This window comes from Pseudobutyrivibrio sp. UC1225, from assembly GCF_900115215.1.
Classification (GTDB): Bacteria; Bacillota; Clostridia; order Lachnospirales; family Lachnospiraceae; genus Pseudobutyrivibrio.
The window spans coordinates 123331-146585 of record NZ_FOVQ01000005.1 but is presented as its reverse complement, the minus strand read 5'-3'; the positions used below and the strand labels follow the sequence as shown (position 1 = coordinate 146585).

General features: G+C 40.7%; 22 protein-coding genes. 2 read left to right on the top strand and 20 right to left on the bottom strand.

Annotated elements, in window-relative coordinates; genetic code table 11:
* Positions 1 to 52: 52 nt before the first annotated feature.
* The 6 genes from BMZ41_RS08400 to BMZ41_RS08375 form a co-directional block, all read right to left on the bottom strand.
* On the bottom strand, positions 53 to 550 hold the full coding sequence (locus BMZ41_RS08400) for a DUF4190 domain-containing protein (RefSeq protein WP_090528582.1): 498 nt from the start codon (positions 548 to 550) through the stop codon (positions 53 to 55).
* 124 nt (positions 551 to 674) lie between these two features.
* On the bottom strand, positions 675 to 1478 hold the full coding sequence (locus tag BMZ41_RS08395) for an enoyl-CoA hydratase-related protein (protein WP_090528579.1): 804 nt from the start codon (positions 1476 to 1478) through the stop codon (positions 675 to 677).
* Positions 1479 to 1563: 85 nt separating this feature from the next.
* On the bottom strand, positions 1564 to 4140 hold the full coding sequence (locus tag BMZ41_RS08390) for an EAL domain-containing protein (RefSeq protein WP_090528576.1): 2577 nt from the start codon (positions 4138 to 4140) through the stop codon (positions 1564 to 1566).
* A gap of 49 nt (positions 4141 to 4189) precedes the next feature.
* Positions 4190 to 4858, bottom strand: a complete 669-nt coding sequence (locus BMZ41_RS08385; RefSeq protein ID WP_090169586.1) for a DUF6320 domain-containing protein — start codon at positions 4856 to 4858, stop codon at positions 4190 to 4192.
* Complete coding sequence (locus tag BMZ41_RS08380; RefSeq protein ID WP_090169584.1) at positions 4858 to 6105, bottom strand: condensation domain-containing protein; 1248 nt, start codon at positions 6103 to 6105, stop codon at positions 4858 to 4860. The genes BMZ41_RS08385 and BMZ41_RS08380 overlap by 1 nt, the downstream gene beginning before the upstream one ends.
* A gap of 105 nt (positions 6106 to 6210) precedes the next feature.
* Positions 6211 to 7131, bottom strand: a complete 921-nt coding sequence (locus BMZ41_RS08375; RefSeq protein ID WP_242942031.1) for an alpha/beta hydrolase — start codon at positions 7129 to 7131, stop codon at positions 6211 to 6213.
* Positions 7132 to 7438: 307 nt separating this feature from the next.
* Here BMZ41_RS08375 and BMZ41_RS08370 point away from each other — a divergent pair, with 307 nt between their 5' ends.
* A complete protein-coding gene (locus BMZ41_RS08370; RefSeq protein WP_072915921.1) occupies positions 7439 to 7636 on the top strand; it encodes a YjfB family protein in 198 nt (65 codons plus the stop codon).
* Positions 7637 to 8627: 991 nt separating this feature from the next.
* Here BMZ41_RS08370 and BMZ41_RS08360 read toward each other — a convergent pair.
* The 9 genes from BMZ41_RS08360 to BMZ41_RS08320 form a co-directional block, all read right to left on the bottom strand.
* Positions 8628 to 9326 carry an adaptor protein MecA gene (locus BMZ41_RS08360; protein ID WP_090169580.1) on the bottom strand — a complete coding sequence of 233 codons (699 nt, stop codon included), beginning with the start codon at positions 9324 to 9326 and terminating at the stop codon, positions 8628 to 8630.
* A gap of 270 nt (positions 9327 to 9596) precedes the next feature.
* Complete coding sequence (locus BMZ41_RS08355) at positions 9597 to 10505, bottom strand: dihydroorotate dehydrogenase (RefSeq protein WP_176754539.1); 909 nt, start codon at positions 10503 to 10505, stop codon at positions 9597 to 9599.
* Complete coding sequence (locus BMZ41_RS08350; RefSeq protein ID WP_090528570.1) at positions 10505 to 11269, bottom strand: dihydroorotate dehydrogenase electron transfer subunit; 765 nt, start codon at positions 11267 to 11269, stop codon at positions 10505 to 10507. Before BMZ41_RS08350 ends, BMZ41_RS08355 begins: the two co-directional genes overlap by 1 nt.
* A complete protein-coding gene (gene pyrF / locus BMZ41_RS08345; protein WP_090169572.1) occupies positions 11269 to 12189 on the bottom strand; it encodes an orotidine-5'-phosphate decarboxylase in 921 nt (306 codons plus the stop codon). The genes BMZ41_RS08350 and pyrF overlap by 1 nt, the downstream gene beginning before the upstream one ends.
* The gene (locus BMZ41_RS08340) at positions 12170 to 13459 is read right to left on the bottom strand and encodes a dihydroorotase (protein WP_090528567.1); all 1290 of its coding nucleotides are present in this window, start codon (positions 13457 to 13459) and stop codon (positions 12170 to 12172) included. The genes pyrF and BMZ41_RS08340 overlap by 20 nt, the downstream gene beginning before the upstream one ends.
* Positions 13460 to 13535: 76 nt before the next feature.
* Entirely contained in the window at positions 13536 to 14858 is a 1323-nt protein-coding gene (locus BMZ41_RS08335; RefSeq protein ID WP_090528564.1) for an aspartate kinase, read from the bottom strand.
* Between the two features lie 101 nt (positions 14859 to 14959).
* A complete protein-coding gene (locus BMZ41_RS08330) occupies positions 14960 to 15760 on the bottom strand; it encodes an ABC transporter ATP-binding protein (RefSeq protein WP_090528561.1) in 801 nt (266 codons plus the stop codon).
* On the bottom strand, positions 15753 to 16700 hold the full coding sequence (locus BMZ41_RS08325) for an ABC transporter permease (RefSeq protein WP_090528557.1): 948 nt from the start codon (positions 16698 to 16700) through the stop codon (positions 15753 to 15755). The genes BMZ41_RS08330 and BMZ41_RS08325 overlap by 8 nt, the downstream gene beginning before the upstream one ends.
* Before the next feature lie 20 nt (positions 16701 to 16720).
* On the bottom strand, positions 16721 to 17773 hold the full coding sequence (locus BMZ41_RS08320) for an ABC transporter substrate-binding protein (RefSeq protein ID WP_090169560.1): 1053 nt from the start codon (positions 17771 to 17773) through the stop codon (positions 16721 to 16723).
* 305 nt (positions 17774 to 18078) lie between these two features.
* Here BMZ41_RS08320 and BMZ41_RS08315 point away from each other — a divergent pair, with 305 nt between their 5' ends.
* A complete protein-coding gene (locus BMZ41_RS08315; RefSeq protein WP_090528551.1) occupies positions 18079 to 19962 on the top strand; it encodes a glycoside hydrolase family 11 protein in 1884 nt (627 codons plus the stop codon).
* Positions 19963 to 20063: 101 nt separating this feature from the next.
* Here BMZ41_RS08315 and BMZ41_RS08310 read toward each other — a convergent pair whose 3' ends face one another.
* The 5 genes from BMZ41_RS08310 to BMZ41_RS08290 form a co-directional block, all read right to left on the bottom strand.
* On the bottom strand, positions 20064 to 20591 hold the full coding sequence (locus BMZ41_RS08310; RefSeq protein WP_090528549.1) for a hypothetical protein: 528 nt from the start codon (positions 20589 to 20591) through the stop codon (positions 20064 to 20066).
* 24 nt (positions 20592 to 20615) lie between these two features.
* Entirely contained in the window at positions 20616 to 20912 is a 297-nt protein-coding gene (locus BMZ41_RS08305; RefSeq protein WP_090528547.1) for a WXG100 family type VII secretion target, read from the bottom strand.
* A 33-nt stretch (positions 20913 to 20945) separates the two neighbouring features.
* The gene (locus BMZ41_RS08300) at positions 20946 to 21230 is read right to left on the bottom strand and encodes a WXG100 family type VII secretion target (RefSeq protein WP_090169550.1); all 285 of its coding nucleotides are present in this window, start codon (positions 21228 to 21230) and stop codon (positions 20946 to 20948) included.
* A gap of 17 nt (positions 21231 to 21247) precedes the next feature.
* Positions 21248 to 22543: a tetratricopeptide repeat protein gene (locus BMZ41_RS08295; RefSeq protein ID WP_090169548.1), complete on the bottom strand. Its 1296-nt coding sequence runs from the start codon at positions 22541 to 22543 to the stop codon at positions 21248 to 21250.
* 74 nt (positions 22544 to 22617) lie between these two features.
* Positions 22618 to 23250, bottom strand: a complete 633-nt coding sequence (locus BMZ41_RS08290; protein WP_090169546.1) for a hypothetical protein — start codon at positions 23248 to 23250, stop codon at positions 22618 to 22620.
* Positions 23251 to 23255 lie beyond the last annotated feature (5 nt).

Genomic DNA, 23255 nt, shown 5'->3' with positions numbered 1-23255 from the left:
TTTTTATATGTAAAGAATGAAGGTTGGTTAGGCCCTCATGCTTTCATCAAAATTATAGTGTGTCATCCTTTTCCTTAAGAAAATCCTCTAAATCATCGGGATTTTCCTCTAAATTGTTATAGAAATCCTCTATGCCATCAAAATCTTTGAATAAGTCTGAATCATCTCCATTATCCTCATAGTAATAAAATGGAGAATTGTTATTCTGAAGCTCATTTTCAAACATCCTGCTGATGTTATCAGCATTCTGGAATATAAGCACATAGCTTCCAATACATAACACAATAGAAAGAAGGGATGTGATGATTCCTGCTACTGCAAGACCTCTGCCCTTTGCTCCTGAATTTGTGTTAATAAGGAAGATGATTCCAAAAATAATAGCCACTATAGCTGAAACAATATTTAAAAGAAATAGGAAAAAGACCAATGAAACTATTCCCATTATCAATGAGGCAATAGCTAATCCATAATTAGAAGGACGGCCATTTCCATTCTGAAGATTCTTAATTTCTCTTTCCACATCGTCGGTGTAGTAATAGTCGTAATTCATATTTTCTCCTATAAGAATTTATAATCCACCTAATCTTAAGTATTTTAACTGTTTATGGATAATTTATCAAGGTAAAGTGGCGTAAAAAAAGACCCCTCTTGCGAGGGGTCAAAATTGCGATAAATTAGAAATCTGTAAGATTTGCAGCTCTTCTCTCAAGGAAAGCGCCCATTCCTTCAGCCTTATCATGTGTAGAACATGTGATTCCGAAGAGGTTAGCCTCCATCTCAACTGCGTTTTTGATGTCCATATCGTATCCGTTGTTGATAGCAGCCTTTGCGATAGATACTGCATAGCTTCCCTTAGAAGCAATCTTCTTAGCCATAGCCTTAGCTGTGTCCATAAGCTCCTCACAAGCTACAACCTTGTTTACAAGACCGATTCTGTATGCCTCGTTAGCATCGATAGAATCGCATGTGAAGATAAGCTCCTTAGCACGTCCCATGCCTACGAGACGAGCAAGTCTCTGTGTGCCACCGAAACCAGGGATGATACCAAGACCTGTCTCTGGCTGACCAAATGTAGCATTCTCTGAAGCGATACGAATATCACAAGCCATAGCAATCTCGCAACCGCCGCCAAGTGCGAAGCCGTTAACAGCTGCAATTGTAACCTGTCTCATATTCATAAGCTTGAAGAAAGGAACTGATGCTCTCATACCGAAAGCACGTGCCTCAGCTGCTGTGAAGTTAACCATCTCAGAAATATCTGCACCAGCAACAAATGACTTAAATGCATTGTCCTTCTTATCAGGACCACCTGTAAGAATAAGAACCTTTACGTCGTCTCTAGCCTCGATCTCTGTAAGTGCAACGTTTAACTCATCAAGAGTCTCGCTGTTAAGTGCATTAAGTGCTGCTGGACGTGCAATAGTAAGTACTGCAATCTCGTCTGCAACCTCAAGCTTTAAATTGTTGAATTCGCTCATCACAAAATCCTCCTCTACGGGGTTCGCCCCAATTATTTTCTACTGTTTACTATCATAGTGCATTGTTAAAACTTTGTCAATCACTTTAGTGATGTGTCGGCTCACCTTTTTTCATACGCTTTTTATTAAGGTACATCTCAGCGTCAGCAGCATCAAAAATCTCGCTCATCTCTCTTTGTCCATCAAACTTGGCAACGCCAACAGCTATGGTAACCTCTTTTTTCTTGGCATTTCGATTGTTTACCTTCTCCATGTTTTCAAGAAGCTTGTCAAGATTTCCATAATCTGCGCCTTGAACTATAACAACAAACTCATCGCCACCGATTCTGTATACAGGACTATGAGAAAATACTGTACAGATTATCTTACAGCCGTCCTTGATAAACTGGTCTCCAGTCTGATGTCCAAAGTTATCGTTTACATCCTTCAGACCATTCAAATCGCATACCACCAATGCAAAGTCATTTGCTCTTTTAGCCTCAATTCTAACATTGAATTCTTCCTCGGCTATTGCATAAGCGTGCTTATTTTTAACACCTGTAAGCTCGTCTCGAATAGCCTTATCCTCGGCTTCTGAAACCTTTTCAGCGTATTCTTTTTCCTTTCGAACTTGCTCATCAACATTGATAAGACCAAAGATAAGATGTGGACCATCAAGCTCTTCCAAAAGGGCTGTCTTCATAGTTACATATCTCAAACCACCGTTAATCCTCTTAACTCTGCATGTGTAGGTAAATAGGCCTTGTTCCTTGATGGATGCTATGATATTTTCCTTTGTAAAGATTTTCATAAGAGCATCTACATCCTCTTCATAGACAATTTTCTTAAATCTCTCTCTACTATCTTTGAAGAAATCCCCACCTTCTGGATCAAGCTCATATTGCATATTTTCAGGATTCATCTTGAAAATTTCATAGAATCCAGTGTTAGGATCCACACTATAAATATTTATAAAATCACTGGACAATGCAGCAATTCTATTAAAGGTTATTCGTTCCTCCTTTATTCTCTGGAAAGCCTCCTGCTCTCGTGTCTGAGCATCAACATCACTTATACCGATAATTATATGCCTATTATCTGTTCTTACACGTACCGCCTTAAGATTTACATATTTAGGTTCACCATTCATTAGAGTCCTATAAGTAATGGTGTACTTTCCGTATTTGTTCAAATCATGTGTTATCTGTTCTTTTGTAAACGAATCAATAAATCTTGCCCTGTCTTCCTTATAGATAAATTTATATCTTTCATCTTCAGGCACATCGAAGAACTGTTGTCCACGTCTAATAGCTGTTATGTCTCGATTCTTACCATCAGAAGCATACTCGGTATATTCGTCCGTTTCCATATCTACAAAGTAAAGCTTTATATAGTCCTCAGCCAAAGCTCTTGCAATGTAGTTATAGCTCAGGTCATCTAAGTTTCCCGGTCTTTCAGTAACAGAAAGAATTACAACAGCGACAGCTGCCATACCTGTAACAGGGTCATCGGAAATCTTGTTGATAAGCAACTCAACTGTCTTTCCATTTTTAGTACGCTCATCAATAATCCTTCTTTTTCCGTCTATACCACACTGACGCACCTCTGTCATTGCATAAAAGCCCACTAATTTATCTGAGCCTTTAAAATGATAGGTCGTCACCCCCCTCTTGTCAGTAAAGTTTGCGTTACAGAATTTCCTAAAGTTAGCATTACAACGAAGCAGTGAAATCTCCTCGGAATTAACCTGCAAAATGGCCATAGGCAGAGTGTCAAAGTAATCTACCATACCATTTTCATCGTTATTGGTAAAAGCCAGGTCATACAGGCTGACATGACCAACTGCTGTATAGTATTCACGCTCATCTGGATTCTCAAAGCCTATCTGTGTACCATTCTTATATCTGGTCAAAATATCTGATAAAGATACTGGCTTGCAATAATAGAAGCCCTGAAGCTTTACACAGCCAATCTCTTTTAAGAACTCAGCCTCGTCATCGTCCTCAACACCCTCTGCTGCCACCTCTATACCAAGAGCCATCGCAAGTCTTACAAGCTCTGTGATAATAACCTTGGCGCTCTTACTGGTGCGAACCTGACTAACAAGATTCATATTTATTTTCAGCAAATCAAAATTTATCTGCTGGAGAAGAATTGGAGAGAAATCTCCATTCCCATAGTCATCCATCCAAACCTGGAATCCAAGCTTTTGGAACTGGTCTAACTTAGATAAAACAGCCTCATCTCTTGTACTGCATGCGCTTTCAATAACATCAATAGCTATAAGTGAAGGCGGGACCGATGAAGCATCCACACGCTGTTTTACCTCTGCTACTATATCTGAAGAGAAAAAGTCTATCTGAGAGAAATTTACAGAATGAACTACTCTGTACAATCCCATTTCCTTAAATTTATCAAGTTTTGCGAGAACCTGCTCCAATACATAAAGATCCAGTCTGTCAATCAAATTAACAGATTCAAGAATAGGAATAAATTCAGCAGGATTAAGCACACCGAGGACAGGGTCGTCCCAGCGTACAAGAGCTTCCTCACCACATACTCTTCCACTAGAGCCACGGATGATAGGCTGATAGTATACCTCCAGCCAGCCTTCCTGCATTGCCCTTCCAAAGTTCTCTAATAAATATTTTCTCTTATCAGGTATTCTATCTCCGGTATTCATGCAATAACCTCCGTCGAGTAGCACTACTTACGCTGTCAAAAATATCCGCCTAAACACTCAGCCTTCGCTGGATTTCACCAACGACTTCTCTCCCCTTAAAAATTATTGCTCCCACAAAAATAATGAAGCTTACAAGTAAACAAATCATCCACTCGATTGGGCAATCCTTCTTTAATGTTATGCACACAAAGTATGGAATAATTCCCACAAGTAAATCTGTCAACAGATATACCATCGCGTTACCACTTTTATCCACCATGCACAGCACAAAGTTGGCAACAATTGTGCACATAACCATAATTGGTATAACCCAATATAAAACAAACATCAGATATCCAAAGTAATAGGCTGTAACAGCTACCATCGCCATTACTATTACCACCACTATGGACAGGATTCTAGAGGCATCCATACCCTTTTTAAAGACATGAATGATACTGAATTCAAAGGCAAAGAGCCACATCAATATCAGTAAGCTCCAATGGAATCCACCATATTTTCCGAATGGAAGCTTGAATATGTAATCCAGCCATAGTGCGGAAATAATCACTATACACACAATGAATAGCTGTAGCTTAAAGAAAAATGACTGGAACTTTAATCTTAACTGTGTTGGGAAATATTTTTCCTCATCCTCACCTACCAGACGGCTCTGGCACAATGGGCATTTCTTTAAATTTCCTCCAACATCAATCTTACAATATGGACAATTCTTCATTAGCGAATCACCTCCGTTGCATAAGCAGTAATCTTCATGCCTTCCTCACTGAGGCCTCTAACGAAGCTTTTTACTACCTTTGTATTTGAATATGGTGAGCTGATTCCGAGGGTCATCTTTCCGTTGTAGCTGCTCATAACAACAAAGAGATTTGATGAGCTACAGAAACCATTATAATTTTTAATCTTTGGAATAAGCTCCTCCGGTGGTCGCTGCACTCCCAGATTTGAAAGAACAACTGACACCTTTTTATCCATAATCTTTGAACCATAACGCACAACCATCTGCTTAATAAACAGTGGCACTGCTCTTACCGGAATAAAGTATTCCATGGTCTCAAAGTTATCCATCTGCTTTTTAATATTTTCTTCTGTCAGGCTTTCCTTAAGCTTGCCGTCAAATTCCTTTGCCAAATCTTCAAAGGAAATCTCTTCTGTAAATGTATGTGCCACATTTACGTTATTGAAAAAGTTTCTTGAAGTCTGACTTGGATAATAATTTCTAAGATTTACAGGCATAGACACATTGATTGGCATATGCTTTTTACGTGGAGGCATATCTTCTTTTATTGCCATCATAAGCTTTGCACCAATGTAGCTGGTCATACCAACGCCGATTTCCTTAGCTTTTGGAAGAATATCCTCTGTTGGCACCTGAATCTCGAAGAACTGAAGCTGATCATATGGAAGCTTCAAGCCACTAGGATGATAAGCCACCTTTAAAGCCGATGCTTTCAAAGATAAATTTCCAAAAAACTGGCGATAACTATCCTGATTCAAATCATCATAGGACGCACCTGAGTGAATATTTAACTCTTCAAGCTCATCAGGATATTTAAGCTTCAAATAATCAAAAACAATAATATTTAGAAACTCTAATGCTCCTGTTCCATCTGAAATTGCGTGGAACAAATCAAGATTAATTCTTTTGTGATAATAAGTTACTTTATAATGGAGCATCATTCTGCCCGGGTGATAAAGAGATGGGCAAACACGTCCATGCTCCTTTTCAACTATAGGCTGAAGGTCCGTATCCTCCATGTAGTGCCAAAAAATACCTCGACGAATTCGCACATGAAACTGTGGGCGAAGCTGAATCGCTGACTCCACAGCCTGTTGTAAAAGCTCTGGATCTATATCTTCCCAGAGTGTACAGCTAACCCTCAGGGTTCGAGTGTCTCGCTTAGCCGCTGTGGCTAGAAAGACCTTCGCAACATTATCAACTTTATACCAATTATCTCTTGCCATATAACCTCTTAGTCCGCTGATTACACTCACAAGCCTTAGTGTTTCTTCATTCAGCAATAGAATGCTTCATTCAGAAACCTAAGAGCTTGTTAGTTATCAGCTCACTTAATTTTTATATATTTCATCTGAAACATAGTCTGCGAGTCTGCGCATTGCACGACTTGCCACTGGGAGAGGCATCTGCTGGTACACATGCCATCCATCCTTTTCTACGTCCAGTTTTGCTTTGCCCCCAACCTTCTGAATCTGCTTCACAAGGGAGGCACTGTCTTCGTATAGTATTTCCGTTTTCCCAACCTGCACAAGCGTAGGTGGAAAATGCTTAAATTCACCAAAAATCGGCGAATATATTGGGTCTGATGGTTCTGCATCCTCTCCAATCACTGCATCTCTCACAGATTCTACATAATGCTTTGTGAGGATTGGATCCTTGCCATCATACTGTTGATAAGATTTTGATTTTGCCGTCATGTCAGTCCATGGACTAAACAATAACAACATTCTTGGAGGGTCATTTCCCTCCATCAGAATTCTCTGGGTGAGGCAAACCATCAGGTTGCCACCGGCAGAATCACCTGCCAAAAGAATTCGGTCATTCTTATAACCTTTTTCTATTAGATAATCCCATACCTGATTTCCATCCTCCAGGGCTGCCGGGAACTTATTCTCCGGAGCAAGCCTGTATTCAAAGGAAACCACGGAGAAGCCTGTAGATACAGCAAGCTTAGCTGCCAATATTCTGGCATAGGCCAAACCGCCACAGGTGTAGCCACCTCCATGTGCATAGAGAATCACATACTGTGGGTTATGTGCCAAATCCGGCTTCACCCACTCACATGGAATCTCCCCCACCTGAAATGGTTCCAGTGTTACACCTCCTGTTGGAGCCGCCAGTCTACCTGCTAGTTCCATGGCTGAACGCTGCCTTCGCAAATCTTCTTCAGTCAAAGATTTTCCTGCTATTGAATTTACAGCTTTCAGCGCCTTCATAAGAGGGTCACTAAGATTCAGGTTTAATAAGGACATAGTTTCTCCATGAAATCATACTAATGTAACTATAATTATAGTAATTCTAGACTAATTTTTAAATATGTAAAATATGAAACAAGAATGAAAAAAATATGAATATTTCGGTATTTTTCCGTGTTATCCACTCTAATTTTCAACTCGTCCTTCGATATCAGATAGATTTTGCTATTAAATGTTCAATATTATCCATAATTCACAGTTTGTTCACAATTTAGTCACAGTTTGGCACCAATTTGTGAACAAGTCATGTTAGAATTTTAGGTGAGTTAAAAAAGCGTAGTCTTTTTTAGGGGAGGCGCTTATTATGGATATATCAGAGCTTTCTATGAGTTTAAGTCAAAACAAGTTACTTACCGCTGTGGGGACAGCAATGCTTGGTAAGACCTTAGATGTCATGGAGGGACAGGCGCAGCTTTTAACTGAAGGCATCGATATGAATGCACCATCACTTGAAAGTCTGGTCTACCCTACTTCTGGTACCATGATAGATATGCGCATATGAGTTATAAATGTATTTGGGTTTTACGATATGAAAGGGACCTACCGTTTAGGTCCTTTTTTCATGCCCAAAAGTTATATTATTTACCCTATTCCCTCACACCAAAATAATGGTAAGCAATTCACAAATAATCTTTTTCTTTTACAATTTTATTCACATATTCATCATTGTTCCAACATAATAACTTAGTATTATAATTACATCGCAAGACAGAAGCGATGAACCATTTTTTTCATAACATTATTCTCCCTTTTTGAAGAGGACGCCCCGCCGGCGTCCTCTTTACTTTGTGTCGAAAATGTTTGTGGATTTCCTTTGTAAATTTCTTGGCTAAAACTTTATTTTTTATTTGAGCTTTGCTTATTCTATCTGCCAAGAGCCCCAGTCAAGGGCATGGCCTGACGGCTCGGCTCCGCCGCCCCCTGACAGAGCCTCTTTTAGCAGATAGTTGTCAAACAAGCTCAAATAAAAATGGGACTGTGGCACAGCCACAACAACTACTATGCATCCCAAATAACTAAAAGTCGCAAATGGGATGCATACTTTTTTGACCTCATGCATCCCAAAATCAGTAAAGTCTTGTTTTGGATGCATAATTTAGCTAGTGAATGCATCCCAAACCAAGGAAATGCTTCTCTGGGATGCATTTTCAACTCAGAAATGTTTGGATTTTTATAAAAATACCTAGATTTATGCATCCCAAAAGAATAAAACTGCATTTCGGGATACATAGCTCCAAAAAAATTTATTTCTAATGCATCCCAAAACAGCAAAACCTCAATTTGGGATGCATAGTAGCAGATGTGGCATCGCCACAGCCCCATTTTCACCCCTGCTTGATTACCAAATATCAGCGCAAAGGCGAGGAGTCAATGACGCGAAGCGCCGAAGGGCATCATTGACGCCGCGACTGGGCTGATATGCTGTAGCAAGCAGGAGTGAAATAAAAAAAGGGGATAGCCACTAGTGACTATCCCTATGAATTATTCAATATTTAAATCTGTGACAGTACATTTACGCAGTCTTCGCAGATCACATCGCCGTGTTCTAAGAGGAAGGCTCCATCGAAGCTTTCGGTGAACATCTGGCTGGCGTATTCTGCAATAACAAGAATGACTGCTGAAATCTGGCGACGTGTCAGCTCGAAGTTGAGCTTTACATAATAGTCATCGCCGTAACGATACAGCACACTCTGGATTCCTGAGAACTTTGGAATGTGTTTGCAAAGTTCAATGGATGCATCCAAGCTTGGAAGGATTGCCCACAGTGGTGTATCCAAATACTGGGATGTAATCTCATCCTTGTCATCTCTAAGCTTTTGTACTGGCTGAACTGGAACATCTGCTGTACTACCTGAAACAGCCTGTTCCTTTTTGGTAGTAGATAATGTTTCCTGTAAACCTGTAAGATGTTTCTTTAATTCTTCAATAGCCGTTGCAAGTCCTGAACTTGAATCTGGGGATATGAGTAATGCTACATCACCCTGAGGCATAACTGTCATCTGTACGCTATATGCTTTAGCATGAGTCTCTATTCCGAGGGTCTCACACGCTTCTGCTAAAATATCCCTGATAAAGCTTTGGGTCTTTTCCTGGTCACTGACGAAATCTCCAAGCTCCATGCCGTTCTGTTCCATTTCTTCTTTGGTGATGACGCAACGAATTTTGTCCTCACCTATCTTCTTGAACTTCATCAGCTCCCCTCCTTTCAAAATCTAAGTAAAACCGTTATATATAAGATAATTTTTGTGTGAGTGTACATAAAGTGTAGCAAATAGATTTTAATGTGTCACGGATAATTCTGAGTATATTGTCTGAACATTCGGTGAATTGCGACACAATCCGTGAACTACGACACAATTATCTATATATTGTACATTACCAAAATTTTCACAAGCAGACCCCTATGTTTAATTTACCATTTTTCACAGACAGATTATAGCTGTACTTTCTGACTTACCTCCCTACTTAACAATACCTATGATTGAATTGATGTCTTCTATATTCTTGCGAACCATGTAGTCTTCAATGCCTGACAAGATATCCAGTGTAGCTGTTGGGTTGAAGAAATTTGCTGTGCCTACAGAGACAGCTGTGGCACCTGCCAGCATCATTTCTACTGCATCTTCCCATGTAGTGATTCCACCCATTCCGATGATTGGAATTGATACTGCGTTTGCACATTCGTAAACCATTCTAACTGCAATTGGATGAACTGCCGGACCTGACATGCCACCGGTCTTATTCGCGAGAACAAAGTTCTGACGTTCTACATCGATTTTCATTCCTGTAAGAGTATTGATAAGTGAAATGGCATCTGCACCACCAGCCTCTGCGGCCTTTGCCATAACCTTAATGTCGGTAACGTTTGGCGAAAGCTTCATGACGATTGGCTGCTTGGCACGAGACTTAACAAGACGAGTGATTTCTTCAACTGCTTTAGGGTCCTGTCCAAAGGCGATTCCGCCCTCTTTTACGTTAGGACAAGAGATGTTGATTTCCAACATATCTACCCTTGACTCATCTGCTAATCTTTCTACCACTTCAATATATTCTTCGGCGGAATGACCGCAAACATTAACCACTACTTTTGTGTTTTTATATTGTTCAAGAAATTTTAAATCTCTCTCGCAGAAAACCTCTACACCAGGGTTCTGCAAACCGATTGCATTAAGCATTCCTGAGCGAACCTCAGTGATACGAGGTGTTGGATTGCCTGGCCATGGCACATTTGCCACACCCTTTGTAACGACTGCTCCAAGCTTATTTAAATCAACAAATTCGGAGTACTCCATGCCTGAACCGAAGGTGCCTGAGGCCTCCATAATAGGATTCTGAAACTCAACTCCTGCAATGGTAACTTTAGTGTTCATTATAGTACCACCTCCGTTGACAAGAATACTGGGCCGTCCTTACAAACCCTCTTATTATTAACATGACTATGGTCGTCCACTTCCTTAGACTTGCAAACGCAACCAAGGCATGCGCCGACTCCACATGCCATGCGCTCTTCCATAGAAACGTAGCACTTAATCTGATTCTCTAAAGCAAAATCTGCCACTGCGCGAAGCATTGGCTTTGGACCGCAGGCATAGATTACATCTGCCACCAAATCGTTTTCTCTCATGGCATCAACAACTGTGCCGCGGATTCCTACTGAGCCGTCATCTGTGGCAATGAAAAGATTTGCCACTACCTTTTCAAATTCCTCGGTAAGAAACAGATCATTGTTGCGATAACCCATAACAGCTGTGACTGTGCCTGGTAGCTGCTTTGCAAGCTCAAGCATTGGGGGTACACCGATACCGCCGCCAACGACAATTGCATTTCTCCCCTCAAGCGGGAAGCCATTTCCGAGAGGTCCCATAACCTCTATCTTGTCCCCCATTTTCAGCTGAGAGAATTCCTCTGTTCCTGCACCAACAACACGGTAAACCACACGAAGTGTGCCGTAATCCTTGTTGATTTCGCAGATGCTGATTGGACGTGGCAACAGCTTGCTGCCATCATTTGAAAAAATGCTGATAAACTGGCCCGGAATTGCATGGTCAACAATGCTTGTTTCAAGTGTGAGGCTGTAAACGCCTTCGGCCAGTTTCTCCTGCCATAATACTACTGCTTTTTCTTTTATCTTCATTACTTCAAAGCTCCTCTGATGTCTTCAAGCATATCTTCAACTGCTGCACGGCTGGCACCTGCAAAGTTTGCCTCTCCGAATGATGCATACTTCTCCTGCTGATATGCTGCAATGATTCCACGGCTGGAATTTACGATAGCACCAAGACCATCTTCATTGAAGAAGTGTACAAGGTCTTTTCCTCTTCCGCCCTGTGCACCGTAGCCAGGAACGAGGATGTATGCGTGAGGCATGAGCTTACGAAGCTTTGCGCCCTGCTCTGGATATGTGGCGCCAACAACTGCACCTACATTTGAGTAGTAGCCTTCTCTTGTCTCCATTCCCCAGTCCTCAATCTTCTCAGCCATGTGCTCGTAGAGAGGTCTGCCATCGATGAGTCTGTCCTGGAACTCGCCTGATGATGGATTAGAAGTCTTGCAAAGTACGAAAATACCCTTGTCCTCTTCCTTGCAAACATCTACGAAAGGCTTTACACCGTCTGAGCCAAGGTAAGGATTTACAGTAGCCATATCTGCATCGAAGCCCTGATACTTGTAATCGCCAACCTGAACTGAGCCAAGATGACCAAGAGCATAGGCCGTAGATGTTGAACCGATGTCACCACGCTTGATGTCAGCGATAACGATAAGACCAAGCTCCTTAGCGTAATCAACTGTCTTCTTATATGCAATCATGCCAGGAATGCCGTAGCTTTCGTACATGGCAATCTGTGGCTTTACTGCTGGAATTAAATCTGCGCAGGCATCCATAATCTGACGGTTGTAGTCAAACATGGCTTCTCCCACTGCTTCCAAGGTCTGGCCGTACTCGTTGATGTATTTATCAACTAAGCTCTTTGGCATTAATTTCATTGTAGGATCAAGTCCCACAACGATTGGCGCATTCTTTTCCTGGATTTGATTAATTAGCTTCTGAATCATAATAAACTACTCTTCCTCCATATATTGTTTTAACAACCTTACCCTGAACCTTGCGGCCTTCGTAAGGCATATTTTTAGATTTACCAACAAAATCAGCGGCATGAATCTCATATGAAATTGTAGGGTCAAAAATTGTGATATCGGCTGCCTTTCCTGGTGCGAGGTTTCCTAAATCGTCGCGACCCAAGATACGAGCTGGATTGCTGCTCATATAAGCTGCCATTGTAAGTGGTGTAATCAGGCCTGATAAAACAAGCTCTGTGTATGTAAGACTTGCAGAGGTCTCAAGGCCGACAATACCAAATGGCGAAGCAAAGCCCTTGGCTTTCTCCTCGGCAGTATGTGGCGCATGGTCTGTAGAAATGACCTCAAAAACGCCCTCAGCCAAACCTCTTCTAAGAAATTCTCTATCTTCCTTTGTACGAACAGGAGGATTCATTTTGTAATTGCCATCTCCTGGCACAATGTCATCCTCGGTAAGTGTGAAATGATGTGGGCAAACCTCGCCTGACACCTTGATACCAGCTTCCTTTGCCTCTTTTAAAATCTGGTAGCTCTCCTTTGTGGAACAGTGACACAAATGAAGTGTGGCACCAGTCTCCTCTGCCAACATTATGTCGCGGGCTTCGATGATGTTTTCCACAGCATTGCTGATACCCTTCTCACCCATGGCATCAGATTTGGCACCCATGTTCATAACGCCACCCTGCACCAGATTGATATCCTCGCAGTGAGCAAGCACTGGGACGCCAGCTGTGGCAACGAACTTCATTGCCTCTCTGTAAAGACCTGAGTCCATAACAGATTTGCCATCCTCTGAAATAGCAGGAATTCCCACATCAATCATTCCCTGTAAATCAGAAAGCTCTTTTCCTTCCATGCCCTTTGTAACAGAACCTACCTGAAGCACTCGTGTAAGTCCTACCTGTGCCCCCTTATCGTGAACATATTTCACAAGCTCTGGATTATCCACAACAGGCTTGGTGTTTGGCATAGCAAGAACTGTGGTGACTCCGCCTCTCGCTGCCGCCTTTGAGCCAGTCTCGATATCTTCCTTTGCAGTCTGTCCCGGATCTCTGAAGTGGACATGCATATCGATGAAGCCTGGCATAACGTAGCAGCCTGCTGCATCAATTACTTCATCAAAAGAGACGGGAACAATCTCAGCCTCAACAGCTGAGATAATGTTCCCGTCTATCTTAATATCCAATATTTCGTCTGTATTTGTAGGTGGGTTTAGCACCCTGCCATTTTTAATGATGAGACTCATACATTACCCTCCGTTAAACTTAGAATAGTATAACATAAAATTAGCTCTAGTCTAGGACTAGAGCTAACATTTTTATTTAAAGTTTTGTAAGTACAAAGATATCATAGATTGCTTTCACAGCAGCCTCGAAATCTTCATTCTGAACTCCGATGATAATATTCAACTCGGAAGAACCCTGATCAATCATGCGTACATTTACATGTGCATGGCTGAGGGCTGAGAAGATACGACCTGCAGTACCACGTGTACTCTTCATACCACGACCTACAACTGCGATAAGTGCAAGGTCTGATTCAATCTCGATAGAATCTGGTGAGCAGTTACGGTGGATAGCAGAAACTACTGCCTGCTCCTTGTTAATGAACTCATCCTCGTGAACAACAACTGTCATTGTGTCGATACCTGAAGGCATGTGCTCGATGCTGATTCCGTTGTCCTCGAAAGCCTGAAGTGCTCTTCGGCAGAAACCAACCTCTGAGTTCATAAGTGACTTTGTGATAAGTACTGTACAGAAGCCCTTCTTACCAGCGATACCTGTGATAACGTATTCATTTCTCTGAGCTGTAGACTCTACAATCCAAGTACCATCATCCTCTGGCTTGTTTGTATTTTTAATATTGATAGGAATACCTGCTGAACGAACTGGGAAAATAGCATCCTCGTGAAGAACACCTGCGCCCATGTATGAAAGCTCGCGAAGCTCACGGTATGTGATTGTCTGCATTCCTACTGGATTCTTAACGATACGTGGATCGCAAATCAAGAAGCCTGAAACGTCTGTCCAGTTCTCGTAAACATCAACCTTTGCAGCACCTGCCACGATAGAACCAGTCACATCAGAACCACCACGTGAGAAGGTCTTTACCTTTCCGTCTTTGCCACAACCATAGAAGCCTGGGATAACTGCACGTGGATGCTCCTCGAGAGCCTTAGCCATTGTCTTTTCTGTCTTGTAGGAATTGAGCATTCCCTCTTCATTGAAGAAGATAACGTCCTTTGCATCGATGAAATCATAGCCTAAGTACTTAGCCATAATCTTTCCGTTGAGATACTCACCACGGCTTGCAAGATAATCAAGTGATAAATCCTCTTTAATCTGAGCTGCAATTTCCTTGAAGTCTTCATCAAGTGAGAAATCATTTAACTCAAGACCTGTGATAATCTCGTCGTAACGAGCCTTGATAGCTTTAAGATTCTCCTTAACATCCTTGCCTGCCTTAGCAGCCTCATAGGTACCGATAAGCATGTCTGTAACCTTTGTGTCCTTGCTGTTACGCTTACCTGGTGCAGATGGAACTACAAACACACGATTCTCATCAGCGCGGATGATATCGCCAACCTTCTTAAACTGGCCGGCGTCCGCAAGTGAGCTACCGCCAAATTTTACTACCTTCTTCATAATAATCAAAACCTCATTGTTCTAATATTTTTCGTATGAAATAACTTTTAACATTGTATACCAATACTTTATCGAATTAAAGTGCTAAATTGCCCAAAAAACTACGACAAAAGTACTCTGTCATTATCTAATTCTTCTCCAGCGCCTACCTTAAACTTCTCAAGCAGATCATTTACGGTAAGTCCCGCTCTCTCTTCGCCTGAAGTATCGAAAACAATTCGTCCAGCATTCATCATAAGGGTTCTGTTTCCTACGTCAAGTGCCTGATGCATATTGTGGGTAACCATAAGACAGATAATGCCACGCTCTGCCACAATATTCTTTGTAAGCTCAAGCACCTTTTCAGCTGTGGCTGGATCAAGGGCTGCTGTATGCTCATCCAAAAGCAAAAGCTTAGGTGTAACAAATGTAGCCATCAAAAGTGTAAGAGCCTGACGCTGACCACCAGATAATAATCCAACTGGCTGCTTCATTCTATCTTCAAGGCCCATACCAAGAAGTGAAAGCTGCTCTCTGAACTTTGCTTTATCCTTGCCGCTGATTCGTGAGAAATACTGGCTTGAAGCATGGCTTGCACGTAAGTAAGCCAATGCCATATTTTCCTCTATGGTCATGTTTGGCGCAGTGCCCTTTAATGGATCCTGGAAAAGATGACCTATAACCTTGCTTCGAACATGCTCCTTCTTAAAGGTGATGTCCTCCCCATCAAGATAAATATTTCCCTCATCAACAATGAAGGTACCTGCAATGGCATTGAACATGGTAGATTTGCCTGCTCCGTTTGAACCAACGATAGTAGCAAAATCTCCATCCTTTAAATCTAAAGAAAGATTGGTAAGTGCCGCCTTTTCATTGACGGTGCCGGGATTGAAGGTCTTTGAGATGTTGTCGATTTTAAGCATTGTCCTTCACCTCCCTGTTACCTCTATAGTTAGCAAACTCTCTCTTTTTGAGGGCTGCCTTCTTTCTAACATAAGGCATTGCGATTGCAACTGCAACTATTATTGCAGAAACAAGCTTTAAAGCCTCTGCTGGCACACTCATTCTAAGAGCGATTGCCACGATAAATCTATAAAGAACGGAGCCAAGAATAGTTCCCAAGATTCTTCTGATTGTACTTCCCTTATTGCCAATAAGAGTCTGGCCGATGATAAGTGAAGCCAGCGCAATTGTAACCATACCCGTACCGATATTGATATCTGCCGACTTCTGATACTGGGCAATGAGACAGCCTGAAAGACCAGTAAGTGAATTGGCAAGACAAAGACCTACAGTGATTGTAAAGGTAGGATTGATAGATGATGATTTTACCATCTCCGCATTATCACCTGTAGCACGAATAGACATACCAAGTGTAGTTCCAAGGAACCACCAGAGTGCCAATGCAATAACAGCCACAATAAGAGCTACTGTCACAACCTTGTACCAGTCTCCAAATATCGTATTTACGAATCCATCTTTTCCAAGTGAGAAAATAGTATCACAACCGAACAGATTAATAAGAGATGAGAATCCCATGACGGCAATATTAATAGTATACAGAGCCGTATTTACGATAATACCTGCTAAGATTGATTCCACACCAAGTCTTGTCTGAAGGAATGCAGTGATAAAACCTGCCATAGCACCAGATATCATTGCTGCTATAAGTGCAAGGAATGGATGACCTACGAGAGTAACCACAGCACCTACTGCACAACCTAATGTAAAGCATCCATCTGTGGTCAAATCTGCGATGTTAAGAATTGTAAAAGAAATAAAAAGTGCTAAAGCAACTAGGGCATAAATACACCCTAGTTCTAAAGCACTCTGAAAAATCGAAATTGTAAAAATACCTGACATTACATTAAACCCCTAATTATTTATTTGAACTCCTTTGATGTCTGGATTTCAACGAAGCCATCGCACATATCGCGAAGCTTTTCGTAATCCAAATCAAGTGCTGCAGCAGTCTCTGTGTTAACAGTAGCTGTACCATTATCAAGAGTCTTAACAGCAAGTGTAGCTGGCTCCTTGCCATCCACTAAAATCTCTGCAACCATCTTTGCAGTCTCAGAACCAAGTGTTGCATAGTTTACACCATATCCAAGGTAAGCTCCATTGAGCGCAAAGGAATCAGCACCACAATAGTGAGGAATTCCAGCATCGATGAACTTCTCATAGATAGCAAGCTCAGCTGTCATGATGGTGTTGTCAGTTGGTGTGAATACTGCTCCAACCTTATCTGCACAAAGGGCATCTGCTGCCAGCATAACCTCATCGTTTGTTGTACCAGTCTTCTCAACAACCTCGATACCTGCATTCTCAAGGTATGCCTTAGCAGCCTTAATTGGAGCTGTTGAAGAATCCTGTGACTTGTCGTAAAGAAGACCAACCTTCTGTAAATCTCTATCCTGCTCGAGCATTAAATCAAGAATAGCTTCTGTATTAAGAGCATCTGATGTACCTGTGATGTTGGCACCTGGTGCATCGTTTGAAGCCACAAGACCTGCGCCCTCTGGATCAGATACTGCTGCAAATACAACTGGAATCTGATTGTCCTCTGTAGCAGACTGGCAAATCATCGCTGTAGGTGTTGCGATTGGAACAAGTACATCTACCTCATCATTGATAAGCTCTGTAACAATCTGGTTGATAGTTGTGGAATCAGCCTGACCATTGTAGTAGTAATCCTTGTAATTAAAGGTAACACCCTTCTCCTCTGCGATAGCATCAAGCTCCTTCTCAAGATTGTCTACAATCTGATTAAGAGATGCATCATCAACATACTGAATAATACCAACCTTATATACCTTTCCATCAGCAGCTGTGTCAGCACCTGCGCCATTATCTTCTGCTTTCTTGCCGCCACATCCAGCGAAGCATGCTGCTGCCATGGTCATAATCATAAGCATTGAAATAATTTTCTTTTTCATAGTAGTCCTCCTCAATATCATTCCGTTCGACATAATCGCTCGACTAATGCATACATTTTACCATAACGCTTTAGTGAGTTAAAGTATAAATGTGATTTAATTTCGTCTAAAAAAATCTCATTTTTCTTTAGCTTTTTCTAAATTAATTTATTTTTGTGTAATATCCTTGTAATTTTTCTGAAACATTTATATAATCTTTCGGGTATTTAAGTATAATTTGTCCCGTTTTTGTGGCATATTCTACACTTAAAATAATTACATGGTTATAAACGAACGATGTATATGAAAAAGTGAGGAGGTAATTAGTGAAAAACAAATTAACAGCGGCGTTGTTGGCGATTGTTATGACAGCTGCGATGGTAGTTCCATCTATGACAGTTCATGCAGCTGACACAATCTACAACAATAAGACAGGTACCCAGGATGGGTATGACTATGAGTTATGGAAAGATTCGGGAAACACTAGCATGACTTTGAACGCTGGGGGAACGTTCGATTGTTCATGGAGCAACATTAACAATGCTCTTTTCCGAAAGGGTAAAAAATTCGATAGTACACAGACTTATCAGCAAATAGGAAATATTACCTTTGATTACGGCTGTGATTACAGACCTAACGGTAATTCTTATCTTTGTGTCTATGGCTGGACTGTAGACCCGCTTGTTGAGTATTACATCGTAGACAGTTGGGGAACATGGCGTCCACCAGGAGGAACACCAAAGGGTCAGATCCAGGTAGATGGCGGCACATATGATGTCTATGAAACAACTAGATACAACGCACCTTCTATTCAGGGTGACACTACATTTAAACAGTACTTTAGCGTTCGTACCTCTAAGAGAACCAGCGGTACAATTAGCGTATCAGAGCACTTTAAGGCTTGGGAAAACATGGGTATGAGATGCGGTAAGCTTTACGAAGCTGCATTGAATATCGAAGGATATCAGAGTAGCGGTTCTGCCAGCGTTTATAAGAACAACATGACAATCGGTGGTTCTTCTAGCAGTTCTGGCAACCAGGGCGGTAACCAAGGTGGAAACACTGGCAATCAGGGTGGTAACCAGGGCGGCAACACTGGCAACCAGGGTGGTTCTGGAAACTCTGGTAATACAGGAGCTTCTTCTGGCGCAACTGTAGTTCAGTGCGAAAACATGACAAAGAGTGGCCAGTACACTGGCAACATCTCTTCTCCTTTCAACGGAGTAGCCCTCTATGCTAATAATGACGCAGTTAAATATACACAGTACTTTGCTTCAGGCACACACGATTTCACACTTCGCGGATGCTCTAACAATAACAAGATGGCTCGCGTTGATTTGAAGATTGGTGGCCAGAACAAGGGTACTTTCTATTATGGAGATAACTACCCAGCAGAGTACACAATCAAGAATGTAAGCCACGGTACTGGTAATCAGACTGTAGAGCTTGTGGTTACTGCTGATGATGGTCAGTGGGATGCTTATCTTGATTATCTTGCAATTGGTGGAGCAGGAGCTGGTGCCGGCGCAGGTGCTGCAGCAGGAACTGGAAACAGCAGCTCTTCTAATACAGGAAACAATCAGAATACAAACACAACAAACCAGAAGCTTATTGCACTTACATTTGATGATGGTCCTTCCAGCACTACAAGTCAGGTTCTTGATGTTCTTGAAAAGTATGGTGTTAAAGCTACATTCTTCCTTATTGGCCAGAATGTTAACTCAAACACAAGAGCTATCATGCAGCGTCAGGTAAACATGGGCTGCGAGCTTGCATGCCACTCATACACACACGAGGACATGACAAGAATGAATGCTTCCCAGATCAAAAATCAGATTGACTGGACAGCATCAGCTATCAAGAACACTGTAGGCGTAGATGTTAAATTTTTCAGACCTCCATACATTGCTGTAAACAACACAATGTATCAGAATATTGACCTTCCTTTCATTCAGGGAAGCATGCACAACGACTGGGAGTCAAGCACATCAGCTTCTCAGAGAGTAAACTCAGTTCTTAGCTCAGCTAAGGATGGAGATATTATTCTCATTCACGATTTCCAGGGCAACAGCCAGACTGTAGATGCACTTCCACAGATTATCGAAGGTCTTAAGAATCAGGGTTACACCTTCGTAACTGTTAGCGAGTTATTCGAGAAGAAGGGTGTAAATCCTAACGTAGAATACAAGATTTGGTCAAATGTAAAATAAAATGGATTGAATGATTATAAGTTTATAACCATGTAAAAAAATGGGAACCTCTTCATCGTCGAGAGGTTCCCTTAGATTTTATCTCTAAATAACAGAGCTTACTAATCAATTTCATCATCCACTTTATTTATCTTGAGAGAGGTAATCTCTTCAACTGAATTGATAATATCAGAAATACCTTCCTGAATGTAAACAACCCAGTCATTCACTGATTCCTGACTCTTTTGAGCAGGGATACTTTTTTGAATGTTTCCAACAAATCTCAATGCGCTAAGTTCTTCACTATATTCAACAACTGAAACACCGTCAACAGGAATTTCAACCTTAACGGAAGCCTGTTCACCTTTATAAGCAGTATTAATATAGTCTATTACTATTAGCTTGTCTGAAATAGTCATCTCTGCCAAAGTATGCTGATATCCTTCTGAAAATCTTGCAAAAAGACTTTTTACAATGCAATAAGCCATAACAAGTGTAAGACATCTGTACCAGCTAAATCCTTCAATCCAGGTCTGGAATAGAACGATTAGTGTGTACATGACAAAGACACCTCTGTAGAGGATCTTTATAAAGGATTGTCCTTTGGTAAGTGGAATATATATTTTGCTATTGATAGTATAATTAGTCATTTAAAATCTCTTTCTCTGGAAATATTAGCCCTTGAAAGCGTTAGCAACTTCCTGGTCAGCCTGCTCGATTGCATCAGCTGCACCGTTCATCTGTGAAGCTATTCCTTCGATAATCTGTGGCATTGTCTCGTGTAACATTGGATACATATCGCTTAAGAATGACTCTACGAACTGGTTCTGTGCAGCACCTTCCCAGTTTCCTGTAACTTCGTCAACCTTTGACTTTAACTCGCTAACCTCGCTGTTGATAGCCTCCTGCTTCTGCTGTAAGAAGTTAGCAGCCTCTCTTAATTCTTCTGGTGTGATTCTAATCTGTCCCATTTTTTGTTCCTCCTAAAAATAAAAAATAATAATTTATAAATTTAATCGACCAGCTTCATCGTAAATATCCTGATATTTTGTTTTTGCAGTATTAAGATTAGTCTGCATATGTTGAAGTACTACAATATAATCTGACATATTCTTAACCCACTGATCGTCAAATTTCTCAAAAAACTTATCGCCTGCATCAGACTTCCACGACTTTCGCAGCTCAGTAATAGCTGTTTCTAAATCGACTTTTAATTCATCCATATCTAGTTCATGTTGGTAATATTGGTCTTTTGCAGTTTGAATTGCTTCATTGTCAATATAAAGCATTTTGCCCTCCACTACTTTTATAAGTTAGCCTGTATACTAAGGTATTTGTTGTTCTCTTCTTCTGCTTCCTTTGTTCTTCCTAAATCATTAAGGATTGCAGCGCGAAGTGCATGTGTTTCTGGCAACTGGTCAGCTACTGTGACAAGATAGTCAGTTAACTCAAGTGCCTTATCAAATTTATTAATTTCTCTTAAACACATTATTCTAAATGCATATGCGTCAACGTTTGATGGATTCTCCAATGTTACGCTTCTGTAATAGTCAATTGCATCATTAAACATCTGGTCAACACCTTCTGTTTTTCCCATCTGCTTGAGAGCGTAAGGCTCATAATAATGTGCTGCTAAAGAATAATAATCCTGTCCTTCAGCTTCTTTTAAATGCTTGGCTGCTTCGATTGCCTTCTCATATGCTTTCTGGCTAACGTAGCAGTTCATAAGAAGATATGATTCCTCAAAATCATTAACATTATTCTCTAAAGCGATTTGTCTTGCACTTTCAAGATGCTCAACAACCTTTCCCATATCTTCCTTAGCTGAATAGATACGAGACTTCTGCATCTCCATACCGTGAAGTATCTCTGGAGTAGTTTCCATCTCTTCTTTTATCTGATCAATGTAAGCCAAAGCAGCGTCAAGATCTCCCTTGGCAACCATAAGTGAAGCCTTATCCAAAGCAAACTCTGTATCCTTAGGGAAAAGAGTCATTGCTTCTTCAATTACCTTTGCAGCATCATCATATTTCTTCTGGTCAACCAAAAGTAAATATTTCATATGATAACCTTCAAAAGCATCTGGATTAGATAAAATCAGCTCATCCAATGCGAACAAGGCTTCCTTTTCCATCTTGTTATTAACAAGAGTTCTAACTTTTCTAATTCTTATATCAGCTCTTGTTGGGTCTTTTAAGATGGCTTTTGAATAATTTCTTAATGCAAGCTCATCATTTCCATCTTCCTCATGCATAAGACCAAGGCTGTAATATACCTGTGCATCATCAAAACCATAAGCAATTGCATTATTAAAGTATTCAATACCCTGTGCTCTGTTGCCTATAAGGATCTCGATATTGCCCATATGGAACAATGCCAAACCATTATCTTTCTTTAGCTTAAGTACCTTTTCAAATTCAGCTTTTGCTTCGTCAAAACGGCTTAAGTTGGCAAGAACAATACCTCTTGTAAGGTAAAGCTCTTCATCCATGTTCTCTTCTTTCTCAGCTTTATCTAAATAAGTTAAAGCCTCCTCATACTTCTCAGCACCAAGTAATGACTTGGCCTGAATCATGTATTCATTAAAATCTGCTTTTGACATATATAAAACCTCTCTTTCTCAAAAGCATTTTTGTAAACCTCTTAAATATCCTAAGGATAAACCTGTAAAGCTTCTTAGGTTTCAGAATATCTCTCCTCGGCTACTGCTTTGATTAACTTCATGATTTCAGCTTCACTTTTGGTATCATCTACTGCAATGAAAAACTGCTCTATATTTTTGTATGATGTTGAGTAAGCTGGATACTGGCTGTTAACCTGCTTGGCTGCATAATTCTCATATGGTGTGATAGTAGCTGAACCTACTATTGTTAGCATTTTAGAAGCCTTATCTAAATGCACTGATTCGATATAATCATGGTGAATATTGTATTCAAGCATTGACTCAGCCTGGTCTCCTTTTCTATGCCAGGTATGAATAATGCTGTCTTCTGTAATTTCAATGCTTTCGTAGTCAATATTCACAGTGTTCCATAGTAAATCCTTAAATGTCTTGTCCTTGATTAACAATCCGATTAAGAAAGGAATTAATCCAAAAATTACTGAACCGCCAAGAAATTCTATTAACACTTCCACTTCAAACGAATCTGTAAGAACTATATACATAACAGGCAATGCTAAAAAGGCGATAATCGCAAGTAAAAAGAATATATCTGCTACTACTGTCTTCCATTTGTAATCCGGGAAATTCTTTATAAAAATCTTCTGGTAATATTTTTTGTTTTTTTGATTAATATAATATTTATTCATCTTTT

Bases quoted from the DNA above. Each gene is read 5' to 3' on its own strand.
- BMZ41_RS08320 (WP_090169560.1), bottom strand. From the start codon at position 17,773: ATGAAAAAGAAAATTATTTCAATGCTTATGATTATGACCATGGCAGCA.
- pyrF (WP_090169572.1), bottom strand. From the start codon at position 12,189: ATGATTCAGAAGCTAATTAATCAAATCCAGGAAAAGAATGCGCCAATC.
- BMZ41_RS08325 (WP_090528557.1), bottom strand. From the start codon at position 16,700: ATGTCAGGTATTTTTACAATTTCGATTTTTCAGAGTGCTTTAGAACTA.
- BMZ41_RS08390 (WP_090528576.1), bottom strand. From the start codon at position 4,140: ATGAATACCGGAGATAGAATACCTGATAAGAGAAAATATTTATTAGAG.
- BMZ41_RS08355 (WP_176754539.1), bottom strand. From the start codon at position 10,505: ATGAACACTAAAGTTACCATTGCAGGAGTTGAGTTTCAGAATCCTATT.
- BMZ41_RS08310 (WP_090528549.1), bottom strand. From the start codon at position 20,591: ATGACTAATTATACTATCAATAGCAAAATATATATTCCACTTACCAAA.
- BMZ41_RS08400 (WP_090528582.1), bottom strand. From the start codon at position 550: ATGAATTACGACTATTACTACACCGACGATGTGGAAAGAGAAATTAAG.
- BMZ41_RS08370 (WP_072915921.1), top strand. From the start codon at position 7,439: ATGGATATATCAGAGCTTTCTATGAGTTTAAGTCAAAACAAGTTACTT.
- BMZ41_RS08330 (WP_090528561.1), bottom strand. From the start codon at position 15,760: ATGCTTAAAATCGACAACATCTCAAAGACCTTCAATCCCGGCACCGTC.
- BMZ41_RS08300 (WP_090169550.1), bottom strand. From the start codon at position 21,230: ATGCTTTATATTGACAATGAAGCAATTCAAACTGCAAAAGACCAATAT.
- BMZ41_RS08305 (WP_090528547.1), bottom strand. From the start codon at position 20,912: ATGGGACAGATTAGAATCACACCAGAAGAATTAAGAGAGGCTGCTAAC.
- BMZ41_RS08380 (WP_090169584.1), bottom strand. From the start codon at position 6,105: ATGGCAAGAGATAATTGGTATAAAGTTGATAATGTTGCGAAGGTCTTT.
- BMZ41_RS08295 (WP_090169548.1), bottom strand. From the start codon at position 22,543: ATGTCAAAAGCAGATTTTAATGAATACATGATTCAGGCCAAGTCATTA.
- BMZ41_RS08335 (WP_090528564.1), bottom strand. From the start codon at position 14,858: ATGAAGAAGGTAGTAAAATTTGGCGGTAGCTCACTTGCGGACGCCGGC.
- BMZ41_RS08350 (WP_090528570.1), bottom strand. From the start codon at position 11,269: ATGAAGATAAAAGAAAAAGCAGTAGTATTATGGCAGGAGAAACTGGCC.
- BMZ41_RS08395 (WP_090528579.1), bottom strand. From the start codon at position 1,478: ATGAGCGAATTCAACAATTTAAAGCTTGAGGTTGCAGACGAGATTGCA.
- BMZ41_RS08340 (WP_090528567.1), bottom strand. From the start codon at position 13,459: ATGAGTCTCATCATTAAAAATGGCAGGGTGCTAAACCCACCTACAAAT.
- BMZ41_RS08360 (WP_090169580.1), bottom strand. From the start codon at position 9,326: ATGAAGTTCAAGAAGATAGGTGAGGACAAAATTCGTTGCGTCATCACC.
- BMZ41_RS08290 (WP_090169546.1), bottom strand. From the start codon at position 23,250: ATGAATAAATATTATATTAATCAAAAAAACAAAAAATATTACCAGAAG.
- BMZ41_RS08385 (WP_090169586.1), bottom strand. From the start codon at position 4,858: ATGAAGAATTGTCCATATTGTAAGATTGATGTTGGAGGAAATTTAAAG.
- BMZ41_RS08375 (WP_242942031.1), bottom strand. From the start codon at position 7,131: ATGTCCTTATTAAACCTGAATCTTAGTGACCCTCTTATGAAGGCGCTG.